This is a genomic window from Aminobacter anthyllidis (genome assembly GCF_018555685.1).
GTDB lineage: Bacteria > Pseudomonadota > Alphaproteobacteria > Rhizobiales > Rhizobiaceae > Aminobacter > Aminobacter anthyllidis.
The window spans coordinates 567,757-584,831 of sequence record NZ_JAFLWW010000001.1; the positions used below are offsets into that span (position 1 = coordinate 567,757).

The following is a 17,075-nucleotide window of genomic DNA, read 5'->3' on the forward strand; positions in this document are numbered from 1 at the left end:
GATTGAAGGAATAGTAAAATGGCTGATCTCGCAAAGATCGTTGACGACCTGTCGGCCCTGACCGTCCTCGAGGCGGCTGAGCTGTCGAAGCTCCTCGAAGAGAAGTGGGGCGTTTCCGCCGCTGCTCCGGTTGCAGCTGCTGCTGCCGCTGGCGCTGCTGCTGCCCCGGTCGAAGAGAAGACCGAGTTCGATGTCGTCCTGGCAGCTGCCGGCGACAAGAAGATCGAAGTCATCAAGGAAGTCCGCGCCATCACCGGCCTGGGCCTCAAGGAAGCCAAGGACCTCGTTGAAGGCGCTCCCAAGCCCGTCAAGGAAGGCGTTTCCAAGGCCGACGCCGAGAAGCTCAAGGCTCAGCTGGAAGCAGCTGGCGCCAAGGTCGAGCTTAAGTAAGCACGGTTTCGGTGGGCGGCCCCGTGTCGCCCACCGGCTCCCGTGACCCGGGGGAATTGTAGGGAACCTATTTCCTGAGTGCCGCAAGCGGCCTTCAGGAAACGGGTTTTCGCCCGTTTTGGATAGGCCGCCGCCGAGGCGGCGCGCATGCAAGGTGAGCATTAGCGACGCTCATCCCAAGAAAGGCAGCAAGGAGCGACGATGGCCCAGATCCAGACTTTCAATGGCCGCAGACGCGTACGCAAGTTCTTCGGAAAGATCCCTGAAGTTGCGGAGATGCCGAACCTCATCGAGGTTCAGAAGGCATCCTACGACCAGTTCCTGATGGTGGACGAGCCCAAGGGCGGTCGTCCCGACGAAGGACTGCAGGCCGTTTTCAAGTCGGTCTTCCCGATTTCCGACTTCTCCGGCGCTTCGATGCTGGAGTTCGTCAAGTACGAGTTTGAAGCACCGAAGTTCGACGTCGACGAGTGCCGTCAGCGCGACCTGACGTTTGCCGCGCCGCTCAAGGTGACGCTGCGCCTCATCGTGTTCGATATTGACGAGGATACCGGCGCGAAGTCGATCAAGGACATCAAGGAGCAGGACGTCTACATGGGCGACATGCCGCTCATGACGTCCAACGGCACCTTCATCGTCAACGGCACCGAGCGCGTCATCGTCTCGCAGATGCACCGTTCGCCGGGCGTCTTCTTCGACCACGACAAGGGCAAGTCGCACTCGTCGGGCAAGCTTTTGTTTGCCGCGCGCGTCATCCCCTATCGCGGTTCCTGGCTCGACATCGAGTTCGACTCCAAGGACATCGTCCACGCCCGTATCGACCGTCGCCGCAAGATCCCTGTGTCGTCGCTGCTGATGGCGCTCGGCATGGACGGCGAAGAGATCCTGTCGACCTTCTACAACAAGATCACCTACAAGAAGTCGGGCGATCACTGGCGCATTCCGTTCTCGGTCGACCGTTTCCGCGGTCTCAAGGCCGTCGGCGATCTGGTTGACGCCGACACCGGCGAAGTCGTCGTCGAAGGCGGCAAGAAGATCACCGCGCGTCAGGCCAAGCAGCTTGCCGAGAAGGGCCTCAAGGCGATCAAGGCGACCGAAGACGATCTCTTCGGCAGCTATCTCGCCGAGGACATCGTCAACTACGCCACCGGTGAGATCTTCCTCGAAGCCGGCGACGAGATCGATGAAAAGACCCTGAAGGTTCTGCTCGCTGCCGGCGAGGAAGAGATCAAGATCCTCGACATCGACCATATCAATGTCGGTGGCTACATCCGCAACACGCTCACGGTCGACAAGAACGAGAGCCGCCAGGATGCGCTGTTCGACATCTACCGAGTGATGCGTCCGGGCGAGCCGCCCACCATCGACACCGCCGAGGCGATGTTCAACTCGCTGTTCTTCGATAGCGAGCGCTACGACCTTTCGGCCGTCGGCCGCGTCAAGATGAACATGCGTCTCGAACTCGACGCTGAAGACACCGTCCGTGTCCTGCGCAAGGATGACATCCTTGCCGTGGTCAAGACGCTTGTCGAACTGCGCGACGGCAAGGGCGAGATCGACGACATCGACAACCTCGGCAACCGCCGTGTCCGTTCGGTCGGCGAGCTGATGGAAAACCAGTACCGCGTCGGTCTGCTCCGCATGGAGCGCGCGATCAAGGAACGTATGTCCTCGATCGAGATCGACACGGTCATGCCGCAGGACCTGATCAACGCCAAGCCGGCGGCTGCCGCCGTGCGCGAGTTCTTCGGTTCCTCGCAGCTGTCGCAGTTCATGGATCAGACCAACCCGCTGTCGGAGATCACCCACAAGCGTCGTCTTTCGGCGCTTGGACCCGGTGGTCTGACCCGCGAGCGCGCTGGCTTCGAAGTCCGCGACGTGCACCCGACCCACTACGGCCGTATCTGCCCGATCGAGACGCCGGAAGGCCCGAATATCGGTCTGATCAACTCGCTCGCGACCTTCGCACGCGTCAACAAGTACGGCTTCATCGAGAGCCCGTACCGCAAGATCGTCGATGGCACGCTGACCAATGAGGTCGTCTACCTGTCGGCTATGGAAGAGGCCAAGCACTTCGTTGCCCAGGCCAACGCCGAGCTCGACAAGGATGGCCACTTCGTCGACGAGTTCGTCATTTGCCGTAACGCTGGTGAAGTGATGATGGCGCCGCGCGAAAACGTCGATCTTATGGACGTTTCGCCCAAGCAGATGGTGTCGGTTGCAGCAGCGCTGATCCCGTTCCTGGAAAACGACGACGCCAACCGCGCTCTGATGGGCTCGAACATGCAGCGTCAGGCCGTGCCGCTGGTGCGTGCCGAAGCTCCGTTCGTCGGTACCGGCATGGAGCCGATCGTTGCCCGTGACTCTGGCGCTGCCATTGGCGCTCGCCGCGGCGGCATCGTCGACCAGGTCGACGCGACCCGTATCGTTATCCGTGCGACCGAAGACCTCGATCCGGGCAAGTCCGGCGTCGACATCTACCGTCTGATGAAGTTCCAGCGTTCGAACCAGAACACCTGCATCAACCAGCGTCCGCTGGTTCGTATGGGTGACCGGGTCAACAAGGGCGACATCATCGCTGACGGCCCGTCGACCGAGCTCGGCGATCTGGCCCTCGGCCGTAACGTGCTCGTCGCGTTCATGCCGTGGAACGGCTACAACTACGAGGACTCGATCCTGCTCTCCGAGCGCATCGTGGCCGACGACGTCTTCACCTCGATCCACATCGAGGAGTTCGAGGTCATGGCGCGTGATACGAAGCTCGGGCCTGAAGAAATCACCCGCGACATTCCGAACGTTTCGGAAGAAGCGCTGAAGAACCTCGACGAAGCCGGTATCGTCTACATCGGTGCGGAAGTTGCACCGGGCGACATCCTGGTCGGCAAGATCACGCCGAAGGGCGAAAGCCCAATGACGCCGGAAGAAAAGCTTCTGCGCGCCATCTTCGGTGAAAAGGCGTCCGACGTCCGTGACACCTCCATGCGCATGCCGCCCGGAACCTTCGGTACCGTCGTCGAAGTGCGCGTCTTCAACCGCCACGGCGTGGAGAAGGACGAACGCGCCATGGCGATCGAGCGCGAGGAAATCGAGCGTCTCGCCAAGGACCGTGACGACGAGCAGGCGATCCTCGATCGCAACGTCTACAGCCGCCTGAGCGACATGCTCGTCGGCAAGGACGCGATTGCTGGACCGAAGGGCTTCAAGAAGGGCTCGACCGTCGCCAAGGAGACGCTGGACGACTATCCGCGTTCGCAGTGGTGGCAGTTCGCCGTCGAAGACGAGAAGATGCAGGGCGAGCTCGAAGCTCTCCGCGGCCAGTACGACGACTCCAAGAAGCAGCTCGAGCAGCGCTTCATGGACAAGGTCGAAAAGGTGCAGCGCGGCGACGAGATGCCGCCCGGCGTCATGAAGATGGTCAAGGTCTTCGTTGCGGTGAAGCGCAAGATGCAGCCCGGCGACAAGATGGCCGGCCGTCACGGCAACAAGGGTGTCGTGTCGCGTATCGTTCCGGTCGAGGACATGCCGTTCCTCGAAGATGGAACGCATGCTGATATCGTGCTCAACCCGCTCGGCGTGCCTTCGCGCATGAATGTCGGCCAGATTCTGGAAACGCATCTGGGCTGGGCCTGCGCAGGCATGGGCAAGAAGATCGGTGAACTGATCGAGGCGTACAAGGCGGGTGGCGATATCAAGCCGCTGCGCGAGACGCTCGAGAGCTTCATTCCGGCCAACGACCGCAACGAGCCGGTCCGCGATTATGACGACGAAAGCATCGTTCGCCTCAGCGAGCAGATGAAGCGTGGCGTCTCGATCGCGACCCCGGTGTTCGATGGTGCGCACGAAGCCGACATCAACATCATGTTGGAGCAGGCGGGTCTTCACACCTCGGGCCAGTCGCAGTTGTACGATGGACGTACGGGCGAGCCGTTCGACCGCAAGGTGACCATGGGCTACATCTACATGCTCAAGCTTCACCACTTGGTCGACGACAAGATCCACGCCCGTTCGATCGGACCTTACTCGCTCGTTACCCAGCAGCCGCTGGGCGGCAAGGCGCAGTTCGGTGGCCAGCGCTTCGGCGAAATGGAGGTCTGGGCGCTCGAAGCTTACGGCGCCGCCTACACGCTGCAGGAAATGCTGACCGTGAAGTCGGACGACGTGGCAGGCCGTACCAAGGTCTACGAGGCGATCGTGCGCGGCGACGACACGTTCGAAGCGGGCATTCCCGAGAGCTTCAACGTTCTCGTCAAGGAAATGCGTTCGCTGGGCCTCAATGTCGAGCTTGAGAACACCAAGGTCGACGAAAACCACCGGCTGCCAAACGCTGCCGAGTAAGCACTAAAGGCACGCCGCGGGATTTTCCCGCGGCGTCGCCGCTGAGCACGATCCCCGATGTTGGGTACTGATCGCGCTCGTTCGATGAGAATTTTTCGGCGACGGCCGACACAGCAGGCGGGCGCTCTGGCCCGCACAAGATGAAAAGGGGCTTTCGTGGGCCCCGAAAAGGAGAACGGCATGAACCAAGAGGTCATGAATCTCTTCAACCCCCAGGCGCCTGCGCAGGTGTTCGATTCCATCCGGATTTCGCTCGCCAGCCCTGAGAAGATTCTGTCCTGGTCGTTCGGCGAAATCAAAAAGCCGGAGACGATCAACTACCGCACCTTCAAGCCGGAGCGTGACGGGCTGTTCTGCGCCCGTATCTTTGGCCCGATCAAGGACTACGAGTGCCTGTGCGGCAAGTACAAGCGCATGAAGTACAAGGGCGTCATCTGCGAGAAGTGCGGCGTCGAAGTGACGCTGTCGCGCGTTCGCCGCGAGCGCATGGGCCACATTGAGCTCGCAGCGCCCGTCGCCCACATCTGGTTTCTGAAGTCGCTGCCGAGCCGCATCGGCACGCTGCTCGACATGACGCTCAAGGATATCGAGCGTGTTCTCTATTTCGAGAACTACATCGTCACCGAGCCGGGCCTGACCGCGCTCAAGGAGCACCAGCTCCTTGGCGAAGAAGAGTACCAGATCGCAGTCGACGAGTATGGCGAGGATTCGTTCACCGCCATGATCGGCGCTGAGGCCATCCACGACCTGCTCGCCGGCATGGATCTCGAAAAGATCGCCGGCGATCTGCGTTCCGAGCTCGCCACGACCACGTCCGAGCTGAAGCAGAAGAAGTATCTGAAGCGGCTCAAGGTCGTCGAGAACTTCATGGAATCGGGCAATCGTCCCGAGTGGATGATCATGAAGGTCGTGCCGGTGATCCCGCCGGACCTGCGCCCGCTGGTCCCGCTGGATGGCGGCCGCTTTGCGACCTCCGACCTGAACGATCTCTATCGCCGCGTCATCAACCGTAACAACCGTCTGAAGCGGCTGATCGAGCTGCGTGCGCCTGGCATCATCATCCGCAACGAAAAGCGCATGCTGCAGGAGGCCGTCGACGCACTGTTCGACAACGGTCGCCGTGGTCGCGTCATCACCGGTGCCAACAAGCGTCCGCTGAAGTCGCTGTCCGACATGCTCAAGGGCAAGCAGGGCCGCTTCCGTCAGAACCTGCTCGGCAAGCGCGTCGACTATTCCGGCCGTTCGGTCATCGTGACCGGTCCGGAGCTCAAGCTGCACCAGTGCGGCCTGCCGAAGAAGATGGCGCTCGAGCTGTTCAAGCCGTTCATCTATGCCCGCCTCGACGCCAAGGGTTACTCCTCGACCGTCAAGCAGGCCAAGAAGCTGGTCGAGAAGGAAAAGCCGGAAGTCTGGGATATCCTCGACGAGGTCATCCGCGAGCATCCGGTGCTGCTGAACCGTGCGCCGACGCTGCACCGCCTAGGCATCCAGGCCTTCGAGCCCATTCTGATCGAAGGCAAGGCCATACAGCTGCACCCGCTCGTCTGCACGGCCTTCAACGCCGACTTCGACGGCGACCAGATGGCTGTCCACGTTCCGCTGTCGCTCGAGGCTCAGCTCGAAGCACGCGTGCTGATGATGTCGACCAACAACATCCTGCACCCGGCTTCCGGCGCGCCGATCATCGTGCCGTCGCAGGACATGGTTCTCGGTCTCTACTATCTCTCGATCGTCAACCAGAACGAGCCGGGCGAGGGCATGGCGTTCGCCGACATGGGCGAACTCCAGCACGCGCTTGAGACCAAGGCTGTCACGCTGCACGCCAAGATCAAGGGCCGCTTCCGTACGGTCGACGCCGACGGCAATGTCGTGTCCAAGATCCACGACACCACGCCTGGCCGCATGATCATCGGCGAGCTGCTGCCGAAGAACGTCAACGTGCCTTACGACACAGCCAACCAGGAGATGACCAAGAAGAACATCTCCAAGATGATCGACACCGTCTACCGCCACTGCGGTCAGAAAGAGACGGTCATCTTCTGCGATCGCATCATGGCTCTGGGCTTTGCCCATGCCTGCCGCGCCGGCATTTCGTTCGGCAAGGACGACATGCTGATCCCCGATACCAAGGAGAAGCTGGTCGCCGACACCGAGGCGTTGGCCAAGGAATACGAGCAGCAGTACAATGACGGCCTGATCACTCAGGGCGAGAAGTACAACAAGGTCGTCGACGCCTGGGCCAAGTGCTCGGAAAAGGTCGCCGACGAAATGATGGCCCGCATCAAGGCGGTGGAGTTCGAAGACAACGGCCGTCAGAAGCCGATGAATTCGATCTACATGATGTCGCACTCCGGTGCGCGTGGTTCGCCCACCCAGATGCGTCAGCTTGCCGGTATGCGCGGCCTGATGGCCAAGCCGTCGGGTGAAATCATCGAGACGCCGATCATTTCCAACTTCAAGGAAGGTCTGACGGTTCTCGAGTACTTCAACTCGACCCACGGCGCCCGCAAGGGTCTCGCGGATACCGCTCTGAAGACGGCCAACTCCGGCTACCTGACCCGTCGTCTCGTCGACGTGGCGCAGGATTGCATCGTCAACTCGGTTGATTGCGGCACCGACAAGGGCCTCACCATGCAGCCGATCGTCGATGCCGGCCAGGTTGTCGCTTCGCTCGGTCTGCGTATCCTCGGCCGTACGTCGCTCGATGACATCAACCACCCGGTCACTGGCGATCTGCTGGTCAAGGGCGGCACGCTGATGGACGAGCGCGACATCGAGGTCATCGAGAAGGCTGGCGTCCAGTCCGTCCGCATCCGTTCGGCCCTGACCTGCGAAGTCAAGGTCGGCGTCTGCGCGGTCTGCTACGGTCGCGACCTGGCACGCGGTACCCCTGTCAACCAGGGCGAAGCTGTCGGCGTCATTGCTGCTCAGTCGATCGGCGAGCCGGGCACGCAGCTCACCATGCGTACCTTCCACATGGGCGGCACCGCGCAGGTGGTGGACAGCTCGTTCCTTGAAGCCTCGTATGAGGGCAAGGTCGAGATCCGCAACCGCAACGTGGTTCGCAACTCCGACGGCAACCTCGTCGTGATGGGCCGCAACATGGCGATCCTGATCCTCGACGAAGCCGGCAAGGAGCGTGCCACGCACCGTGTCACCTATGGTTCGCGTATCTTCGTGGACGATGGCGACAAGGTGAAGCGCGGCCAGCGCGTCGCCGAGTGGGATCCCTACACCCGTCCGATCCTCACCGAAATCGAAGGCCGTGTGGCGTTCGAGGATCTGGTCGACGGCATTTCCGTTCAGGAAACGGCCGACGAGTCGACCGGCATCACCAAGCGTGAGGTCATCGACTGGCGTTCGACCCCGCGCGGCAACGATCTGAAGCCGGCGATGGTCGTTCAGGACGCCAAGGGCAAGGTCGGCAAGCTGTCGAAGGGTGGCGATGCGCGCTTCCTGCTCTCGGTCGAGGCCATTTTGTCGGTCGAACCGGGTGCGCATGTGCAGCCCGGCGACGTTCTGGCGCGTATCCCGATGGAAAGCGCGAAGACCAAGGACATCACCGGCGGTCTGCCGCGTGTTGCCGAGCTCTTCGAAGCCCGCCGTCCGAAGGATCACGCCATCATCGCCGAGATCGATGGTACGGTCCGCTTCGGCCGCGACTACAAGAACAAGCGCCGCATCATCATCGAGCCGCATGACTCGACGCTTGAGCCTGTCGAATACCTGATCCCGAAGGGCAAGCCGTTCCATCTCCAGGATGGCGACGCCATCGAGAAGGGCGACTACATCCTCGACGGCAATCCGGCACCGCACGACATCCTGGCCATCAAGGGCGTGGAGGCGCTTGCGTCCTACCTCGTCAACGAAATCCAGGAAGTCTACCGTCTGCAGGGCGTGTCGATCAACGACAAGCACATCGAGGTCATCGTTCGTCAGATGCTGCAGAAGGTCGAGATCACCGTACAGGGCGACTCGATCTACATCCCGGGCGATCATGTCGACGTCATCGAGTTCGACGAGGTCAACGATCGCCTGATCGAGGAAGGCAAGAAGCCTGCCGAAGGTCAGCCGGTTCTGCTCGGCATCACCAAGGCATCGCTGCAGACGCCGTCCTTCATCTCGGCCGCTTCCTTCCAGGAAACGACCAGGGTGCTGACCGAAGCTGCAGTCGCCGGCAAGACCGACATGCTGCAGGGTCTCAAGGAAAACGTCATCGTCGGCCGTCTTATCCCGGCCGGCACGGGCGGCATGATGAGCCAGATCCGGCGCATCGCCACCTCGCGCGACGAACTGATCCTCGACGAGCGCCGCAAGCTCTCGGGTGTCGAGATCGCCGAGCCGATCCTGACCGACATGGTCAACGCCGCTCAGTAAGGGCGTCGTTTGGAAGAACTGGGAAAGGGGGCTTCGGCCCCCTTTTTTCATTTGGGCGACACCTTGGCTTCATGCCGCTGTCAAATGCCGCCGCTAGCAATGCTGGTTCAACGCGCATTGCAGGTGGTCGTCATCATGAAGTTTCTTGTTTCCGCCATTGCTGGCTTGCTGGCTTCGGCAGCTGTGACCGCCCACGCGCAGGATGCTGCGCCGTTCAGGGCGACCTTGCTCGGTGAGATCGTCCTGCCGACCGGGCTGAAAACTGCGGGAACCGAGTTCGGTGGCATCTCCGGCCTCGACTACGATGCCGCGAACGGGCTGTTCTACGCCATTTCGGACGACCGCTCGGAACGTGCGCCGGCGCGGCTCTATACGCTGAAGCTTGCGATCGACGGCAAAGGCGTCCACGGCATTGACATCGTGTCGAGTCATGATCTGCGCAAGGCCGAAGGCACTCTCTTCGCCAGGAAGGATGTCGACCCCGAGGCGATCCGCTTCGATGCTTCGGCAAATCGGATATTCTGGTCGAGCGAGGGCGATGCCGCCGGCCGGCCGGCGATCTACGAAGCCAAGCCCGACGGCAGCCAAATCAGGAGCTTCGTCATTCCCGAAGCCTATCTGCCCAATGCTGACAAGACCCGCGGCGTTCGCAGCAACCTTTCGTTCGAAAGCCTCGCCATTTCACCTGACGGCAAGACCCTTTGGGCAGGGACCGAGAACGCACTGGCCCAAGACGGCGAAAAGGCGACGCTGGAGGCTGGCAGCCCATCGCGCATCATCGGCTTCGATATCGCAAGCGGCACTGTCGCGGTCGAGTATGTCTATGAAAACGGGCCGATCTTCGCCAAGGCGACGAAGGAGCCGCACTACAACGACAACGGGCTCTCCGAATTCCTGTTCTTTGGACCTGATGAGCTTTTGACGGTCGAACGTTCCTTCGCGCTTGGTATCGGCAGCGAGATAGATTTCTACCTGGCGAGCTTCTCAGGTGCGACAAACATCAAGGATGCTGGCTCGATCAAGGACGTCGGGGCAAAAGCGATGTCCAAGCGCAAAGTGCTGAAGATCGGGGAGGGCGACTTCGGGCTCGACATCGACAACATCGAGTCGGTGAGCTGGGGCCCGGAGGTAGACGGCCAGCGAACATTGGTCATTGCCTCGGACAACAACTTCAGCTCGGAACAGTTCACGCAGTTCGTTGTGCTGAAACTCGACGCTGCCACGAATTGACCGGTTGCTGCCCCATTGGCCGCAAGCATCTCGACGACTCGCAAAATGCCGCCGGAGCGATCCGGCGGTTTTTCTTCGCAATCTCGCCGGCCTGGCGTCGATTTGCGGCTGTGCAGCGCATTCCCCAAGGTGAGGCTAATGTATTTGGGCCGTTTGACATCGTGAACTTACAAAAATAGCCTTTGCCTCGAAGTGCATCAGCCCAAAGAGGAGTGCCCGATGACCGACGTCCCCTCCGATGCGAAAGGACAGGCGGTATCGGTCGAGCCGAGCCTCCATCGTGTGATGGGCCCCTGGCTTCTTCTGCTCTTCATCGTCGGCGATATTCTCGGCACTGGCATCTACGCCCTGACGGGGCAGGTGGCCAAGCAGGTCGGTGGTGTGGTCTGGCTGCCGTTCCTTGTCGCCTTCATCGTCGCCGTCATCACCGCCTTCAGCTATCTCGAGCTGGTCACCAAATATCCGAAGGCGGCCGGCGCCGCCCTTTATGCCCACAAGGCGTTTGGCATCCATTTCATCACCTTCATCGTCGCCTTCGCTGTGATGTGCTCCGGCATCACCTCTGCATCGACCGCCTCGCGCGCCTTTGCAGCCAATCTGTCGGGCGCCTTCGATCTCGGCCTCACCGGAACCTACGGCATCACGTTGATCGGTCTGGGGTTCATGGCAGTGGTCGCGGCGGTAAACTTCCGCGGCGTCGGCGAGAGCGTCAAAGCCAATGTCGTGCTGACCTGCGTCGAATTCACCGGCCTGATGATCATCATTGTCATCGGTCTGTGGGCGATCGGTGCGGGCGAGGGCGATGTCTCCAGGGTGATGGAGTTCCATTCGGCGCCCGACCGCAGCGCCTTCTGGTCGGTGATCGCGGCGACCACGCTTGCCTTCTTTGCCATGGTCGGCTTCGAGGACTCGGTCAACATGGCCGAGGAGTGCAAGGACCCGACGCGCATCTTCCCGAAGGTGCTGCTGACCGGACTGCTGATCACCGGCGTGATCTATGTGCTGGTGTCGATCTCTGCGATCACTCTGGTGCCGCCGGAACAACTGGGCGAGGGCGAAACGCCCCTGCTCAAGGTGGTTCAGGCCGGCGCGCCGAACTTTCCGGTCGAGATATTCGGTTTCATCACCATGTTCGCTGTCGCCAACAGCGCGCTCATCAATATGCTGATGGCCAGCCGCCTCGTCTATGGCATGAGCCGCGAACATGTGTTGCCGGAAGTGCTCGGCAAGGTTCATGCCTCACGCCGCACGCCCTACATCGCGATCGGCTTCACCACCTTGCTTGCTTTCGCGCTGATTACCTTCGTTGGCGAGGTTCCGGCACTGGGAGGCACGACAGCACTGCTGTTGCTGTGCGTCTTTACCGTGGTCAACATCGCGGTGCTGGTGTTGCGCAAGGACACGGTAGGGCACGATCACTTCCGGACGCCGACGCCGCTGCCGATCCTGGGGGCCGTGGCTTGCGCCTTCTTTGCCGGACCGTGGACGGGGCGCGATCCGGTCCAATACAAGATCGCCGGCGTCCTGATCGGCATTGGCGTGGTGCTGTGGTTCGTGACCGTGCTGGTCAATCGCGCCACTGGCCAGAAGCCCGCCGAACCTGACATGGCTGACATCGGCGGGGCAGGGCCGGTCAACTGACCTCGGCGCATCCAAATGGGATGCGGGGTCAGAACGGCTCGTTGAAGGTGACGATCGAGACCTCGCCTTCCAGCGCACCCTGATAGGCGGAGATGTGCGGCTCGTCTTCGGGTTCGCCCTGCATGTCGCCGATCTGGTCCAGTTCGGCTTCCGCGTAGCCCTCCTTGGCCAGCGCGTCGAGCGCCATGCGCACGGCGGTGTCGTCATCTGGTGCGACGAGCATGATATGCGCGCCTTCGGGCTTTCCTCCCTTCTTGCGCCAGACTCGGCCGGTGATGATTGTCACAGGCCGTTCGTCGTTGTCGTTCATGGTGATTCCCTGGATTTAGATTCGTTTGAGGGGGGATTCGCCCCGGTTTCGTCGATTTTCGCATGAAGAGCGGATGCGAGACAGGGTAAACAGTGTCACAAATCGGCTTCCGCGCTATGTTGCAGCGCAATAAAATTGCTCCAGGCCCCTTACACCGCCGGAAGCCCCGGTTTCGTTAAGGTTTTTAAGGGGACGGGCTTGACGGTTCGCGGTCATGCGAGTAGATACCGCCTCGTCTGAGCCGATGTGAGGTTGGTCTTTCCGAAGCGACAAGCTTTAGAGTTCACCTCAAACAGGGTTCGTTTTTTACGAGCGAGAAGACATTTCCGGCGTGCATGAAGCGGATTCGCTTCCTCTGCCTTTGTTCGGGCAAGACCGCAGATCGCGGTTTGGGGCCCGAATTCGCGTATGGATTTTGCGCTTGAAGCCGCCCCGAACGGGCTTGAGACACGGAATTGAGAGACAAGAGGGTTTAATGCCTACCGTCAACCAGCTGATCCGCAAGCCGCGCATTGCGCCGGTGAAGCGCAACAAGGTTCCGGCCATGCAGGCCAACCCGCAGAAGCGGGGCGTTTGCACGCGCGTCTATACGACGACGCCGAAGAAGCCGAACTCGGCTCTGCGCAAGGTCGCGAAGATCCGCCTGACCAATGGTTTTGAAGTGATCGGCTACATCCCCGGCGAAGGCCACAACCTTCAGGAGCACTCCGTGGTTATGATCCGCGGCGGCCGCGTGAAGGATCTTCCGGGTGTGCGCTATCACATCATCCGCGGCGTGCTCGACACGCAGGGCGTGAAGAACCGCAAGCAGCGTCGTTCGAAGTACGGTGCGAAGCGTCCGAAGTAATTCGGGTTCTGCAATTTAGGCGCTGCGCGAGGTTCTCCGCGTAATAGAGCGCCGGCCAAGTTTGAGAGACAAGAACATGTCCCGTCGTCACAGTGCAGATAAGCGCGAAATCAACCCGGATCCCAAGTTTGGCGATCTGGTTGTCACCAAGTTCATGAATGCCGTCATGTATGACGGCAAGAAGTCGATCGCCGAAACGATCGTCTATGGTGCGCTCGACCAGGTCCAGGCTAAGACCAAGCAGGAGCCGGTCACCGTCTTCCATCAGGCGCTCGACAATGTCGCGCCGCACGTGGAAGTGCGTTCGCGTCGTGTCGGCGGCGCTACCTACCAGGTTCCGGTCGATGTGCGCCCCGAGCGCCGTCAGGCACTCGCCATTCGCTGGCTGATCACTGCCGCCCGCAACCGCAACGAGACCACCATGGTCGACCGCCTCTCGGGCGAGCTGATGGATGCGGCTAACAACCGCGGCACCGCCGTGAAGAAGCGTGAAGACACCCACAAGATGGCGGAAGCCAACCGCGCCTTCGCGCACTACCGCTGGTAATAGCGCGACCGAACGACTGAGAGGCACCTCCCATGGCCCGCGAATATAAGATCGAAGACTACCGCAATTTCGGTATCATGGCGCATATCGACGCCGGCAAGACCACGACCACCGAGCGCATCCTTTATTACACGGGCAAGTCGCACAAGATCGGCGAAGTCCATGACGGCGCTGCCACCATGGATTGGATGGAGCAGGAGCAGGAACGCGGCATCACGATCACGTCCGCTGCGACCACGACCTTCTGGAAGGGCCGTGACGGCAATCTGCGCCGCTTCAACATCATCGACACCCCCGGCCACGTCGACTTCACCATTGAAGTCGAGCGTTCGCTGCGCGTTCTCGACGGCGCCATCGCGCTGCTCGATGCCAACGCTGGTGTTGAGCCGCAGACCGAGACCGTGTGGCGCCAGGCGGACAAGTACAACGTCCCGCGCATGATCTTCTGCAACAAGATGGACAAGATCGGCGCGGATTTCTATCGCTCCTATGACATGATCAAGTCGCGCCTCGGCGCCACTGCGGTCGCTGTCCAGCTGCCGATCGGCGCTGAGTCCGAGTTCAAGGGCGTCGTCGATCTTATCGAGATGAAGGCGCTGGTCTGGCGCGACGAGAGCCTGGGCGCTGCCTGGGATGTCGTCGAGATCCCGGACGACCTCAAGGCGAAGGCCGACGAGTTCCGCGAGAAGATGATCGAGACCGCCGTCGAAATGGACGAGACGGCTCTCGAGAACTACCTCGAAGGCAAGATGCCGACGAACGACGAACTGCGCGCGCTGATCCGCAAGGGCACCATCGCCGTCAAGTTCTTCCCGATGTTCTGTGGCTCGGCCTTCAAGAACAAGGGCGTGCAGCCGCTTCTCGACGGCGTCGTCGAGTTCCTGCCTTCGCCGCTCGACGTTCCCGCCATCAAGGGCATCGACGCCAAGACCGAAGCCGAGATCGAGCGTCATGCTGACGACAGCGAGCCGCTGTCGATGCTGGCCTTCAAGATCATGAACGACCCGTTCGTTGGCTCGCTGACCTTCTGCCGCATCTATTCGGGCAAGGTGGTCAAGGGCGCTTCGCTCGAAAACACCGTCAAGGGCAAGAAAGAGCGTCTCGGCCGTATGCTGCAGATGCACTCGAACTCGCGCTCCGACATCGACGAGGCTTTCGCTGGCGACATCGTCGCTCTGGCAGGCCTCAAGGAAACGACCACCGGCGACACGCTCTGCGATCCGCTGCACCCGGTCATCCTAGAGCGCATGGAATTCCCCGAGCCGGTCATCCAGATCGCGATCGAGCCGAAGACCAAGGGCGACCAGGAAAAGATGGGCCTCGCGCTCAACCGCCTGGCTGCTGAAGATCCTTCGTTCCGCGTCAAGTCGGACGAAGAGTCGGGTCAGACCATCATCGCCGGCATGGGCGAGCTGCATCTCGACATCATCGTCGACCGCATGCGTCGCGAGTTCAAGGTTGAGGCAAACGTCGGCGCGCCGCAGGTTGCGTATCGCGAGACGATCACCCGCACCCACGAGCAGGACTACACCCACAAGAAGCAGTCGGGTGGTACCGGTCAGTTCGCTCGCGTCAAGATCGTGTTCGAACCGAACCCAGAGGGCGAAGATTTCGTCTTCGACTCGAAGATCGTTGGCGGTTCGGTTCCGAAGGAATACATCCCCGGCGTCGACAAGGGCCTCCGCAGCGTTCTGTCGTCTGGTCCGTTCGCCGGCTTCCCGATGATCGGCGTCAAGGCGACGCTCATCGACGGTGCCTACCACGACGTCGACTCCTCGGTGCTCGCCTTCGAAATCGCCGGCCGCGCCTGCCTTCGCGAAGCCGCTCCGAAGCTGGGTGTCCAGCTGCTCGAGCCGATCATGAAGGTCGAAGTCGTGACGCCGGAAGACTATGTCGGCAACGTCATTGGCGACTTGAACAGCCGTCGTGGCCAGATCCAGGGCCAGGAAAGCCGTGGTATCGCCGTCGTCGTCAACGCGATGGTGCCGCTGGCCAACATGTTCAAGTACGTGGACAGCTTGCGTTCGATGTCACAGGGCCGCGCCCAGTACACGATGCAGTTCGACCACTACGAGCCGGTTCCGACCGCGGTCGCTCAGGAAGTTCAAAAGAAATACGCGTAATTCCAACGAATTGCAGCGTTTTATTAATTCAACGCCCTTATCGGGCTAGCAAGAATGGAGACCTCACATGGCAAAAGGTAAATTCGAGCGTAATAAGCCTCATGTGAACATCGGCACGATTGGTCACGTTGACCACGGCAAGACGTCGCTGACGGCGGCGATTACCAAGTATTTCGGCGAGTTCAAGGCCTACGACCAGATCGACGCAGCGCCTGAAGAAAAGGCTCGCGGCATCACCATTTCGACGGCCCACGTCGAATACGAGACGCCTGCTCGTCACTACGCCCACGTCGACTGCCCCGGCCACGCCGACTATGTGAAGAACATGATCACCGGTGCCGCCCAGATGGACGGCGCGATCCTGGTCGTGTCGGCCGCCGACGGCCCGATGCCGCAGACCCGCGAGCACATCCTGCTCGCCCGCCAGGTCGGCGTTCCGGCACTCGTCGTGTTCCTCAACAAGGTCGACCTGGTCGACGACGCCGAGCTGCTCGAACTGGTCGAGCTCGAAGTTCGCGAATTGCTGTCGAAGTACGAATATCCGGGCGACGACATTCCGATGATCAAGGGTTCGGCTGTTGCTGCACTCAACGATTCCGACAAGAAGATCGGTGAAGACGCGATCCGCGAGCTGATGGCCGCTGTCGACGCCTACATCCCGACGCCTGAGCGTCCGATCGACCGTCCGTTCCTGCTGCCGATCGAAGACGTGTTCTCGATCTCGGGCCGCGGCACCGTCGTCACCGGTCGCGTCGAGCGCGGCATCGTCAAGGTTGGCGAGACTGTCGAGATCGTCGGCATCAAGGCAACCACGTCGACGACGGTTACCGGCGTTGAAATGTTCCGCAAGCTGCTCGACCAGGGCCAGGCTGGCGACAACATCGGCGCGCTGATCCGTGGCGTTGGCCGTGAAGACGTCGAGCGCGGTCAGGTCCTGTGCAAGCCGGGTTCGGTCAAGCCGCACAAGAAGTTCGTGGCTGAAGCCTACATCCTGACCAAGGAAGAGGGTGGCCGTCACACGCCGTTCTTCACCAACTACCGTCCGCAGTTCTACTTCCGCACGACTGACGTGACCGGCATCGTGACGCTGCCGGAAGGCACCGAGATGGTCATGCCCGGCGACAACATCACCGTCGATGTCGAGCTGATCGTGCCGATCGCCATGGAAGAGAAGCTCCGCTTCGCTATCCGTGAAGGTGGCCGTACCGTCGGCGCCGGCATCGTCGCTTCGATCAAAGAATAATCCGAATTAACGATCTGTCGCGGGCGGGAATA

Annotated in this window: 10 protein-coding genes; 9 read left to right on the plus strand and 1 reads right to left on the minus strand. The window is 61.1% G+C overall.

Annotation, left to right across the window (positions count from 1 at the left end; genetic code table 11):
• Positions 1-18 precede the first annotated feature (18 nt).
• The 5 genes from rplL to J1C56_RS03120 all read left to right on the plus strand — a co-directional run bounded on the left by rplL (position 19) and on the right by J1C56_RS03120 (position 11,973).
• Complete coding sequence (gene rplL / locus J1C56_RS03100) at positions 19-390, plus strand: 50S ribosomal protein L7/L12 (RefSeq protein WP_214385888.1); 372 nt, start codon at positions 19-21, stop codon at positions 388-390.
• 201 nt (positions 391-591) lie between these two features.
• Entirely contained in the window at positions 592-4,725 is a 4,134-nt protein-coding gene (rpoB, locus tag J1C56_RS03105) for a DNA-directed RNA polymerase subunit beta (protein ID WP_214385891.1), read from the plus strand.
• A gap of 180 nt (positions 4,726-4,905) precedes the next feature.
• Positions 4,906-9,102, plus strand: a complete 4,197-nt coding sequence (rpoC, locus tag J1C56_RS03110) for a DNA-directed RNA polymerase subunit beta' (protein WP_214385893.1) — start codon at positions 4,906-4,908, stop codon at positions 9,100-9,102.
• 135 nt (positions 9,103-9,237) lie between these two features.
• On the plus strand, positions 9,238-10,332 hold the full coding sequence (locus tag J1C56_RS03115; RefSeq protein WP_214385895.1) for an esterase-like activity of phytase family protein: 1,095 nt from the start codon (positions 9,238-9,240) through the stop codon (positions 10,330-10,332).
• Positions 10,333-10,551: 219 nt separating this feature from the next.
• Entirely contained in the window at positions 10,552-11,973 is a 1,422-nt protein-coding gene (locus J1C56_RS03120; protein ID WP_246591086.1) for an APC family permease, read from the plus strand.
• 28 nt (positions 11,974-12,001) lie between these two features.
• On the opposite strand, the gene J1C56_RS03125 is transcribed toward J1C56_RS03120, so the two are convergent.
• Entirely contained in the window at positions 12,002-12,283 is a 282-nt protein-coding gene (locus tag J1C56_RS03125) for a transcriptional regulator (protein WP_214385897.1), read from the minus strand.
• Between the two features lie 475 nt (positions 12,284-12,758).
• Here J1C56_RS03125 and rpsL point away from each other — a divergent pair, with 475 nt between their 5' ends.
• From rpsL to tuf, 4 genes are all read left to right on the plus strand, one after another.
• Positions 12,759-13,130, plus strand: coding sequence for a 30S ribosomal protein S12 (rpsL, locus tag J1C56_RS03130; RefSeq protein WP_008837709.1), 372 nt, complete (start codon positions 12,759-12,761; stop codon positions 13,128-13,130).
• Positions 13,131-13,206: 76 nt separating this feature from the next.
• Positions 13,207-13,677: a 30S ribosomal protein S7 gene (gene rpsG, locus J1C56_RS03135; RefSeq protein WP_067961877.1), complete on the plus strand. Its 471-nt coding sequence runs from the start codon at positions 13,207-13,209 to the stop codon at positions 13,675-13,677.
• A gap of 32 nt (positions 13,678-13,709) precedes the next feature.
• Positions 13,710-15,800: an elongation factor G gene (fusA, locus tag J1C56_RS03140; RefSeq protein ID WP_214385899.1), complete on the plus strand. Its 2,091-nt coding sequence runs from the start codon at positions 13,710-13,712 to the stop codon at positions 15,798-15,800.
• A gap of 67 nt (positions 15,801-15,867) precedes the next feature.
• Positions 15,868-17,043 carry an elongation factor Tu gene (gene tuf, locus J1C56_RS03145; RefSeq protein WP_214385878.1) on the plus strand — a complete coding sequence of 392 codons (1,176 nt, stop codon included), beginning with the start codon at positions 15,868-15,870 and terminating at the stop codon, positions 17,041-17,043.
• The last annotated feature ends 32 nt before the right edge of the window (positions 17,044-17,075 follow it).

Excerpts from the sequence above, each read along its gene's own strand:
- fusA (WP_214385899.1), top strand. The coding sequence starts at position 13,710 with ATGGCCCGCGAATATAAGATCGAAGACTACCGCAATTTCGGTATCATG.
- J1C56_RS03120 (WP_246591086.1), top strand. The coding sequence starts at position 10,552 with ATGACCGACGTCCCCTCCGATGCGAAAGGACAGGCGGTATCGGTCGAG.
- rplL (WP_214385888.1), top strand. The coding sequence starts at position 19 with ATGGCTGATCTCGCAAAGATCGTTGACGACCTGTCGGCCCTGACCGTC.
- rpsL (WP_008837709.1), top strand. The coding sequence starts at position 12,759 with ATGCCTACCGTCAACCAGCTGATCCGCAAGCCGCGCATTGCGCCGGTG.
- rpoC (WP_214385893.1), top strand. The coding sequence starts at position 4,906 with ATGAACCAAGAGGTCATGAATCTCTTCAACCCCCAGGCGCCTGCGCAG.
- J1C56_RS03125 (WP_214385897.1), bottom strand. The coding sequence starts at position 12,283 with ATGAACGACAACGACGAACGGCCTGTGACAATCATCACCGGCCGAGTC.
- rpsG (WP_067961877.1), top strand. The coding sequence starts at position 13,207 with ATGTCCCGTCGTCACAGTGCAGATAAGCGCGAAATCAACCCGGATCCC.
- rpoB (WP_214385891.1), top strand. The coding sequence starts at position 592 with ATGGCCCAGATCCAGACTTTCAATGGCCGCAGACGCGTACGCAAGTTC.
- tuf (WP_214385878.1), top strand. The coding sequence starts at position 15,868 with ATGGCAAAAGGTAAATTCGAGCGTAATAAGCCTCATGTGAACATCGGC.
- J1C56_RS03115 (WP_214385895.1), top strand. The coding sequence starts at position 9,238 with ATGAAGTTTCTTGTTTCCGCCATTGCTGGCTTGCTGGCTTCGGCAGCT.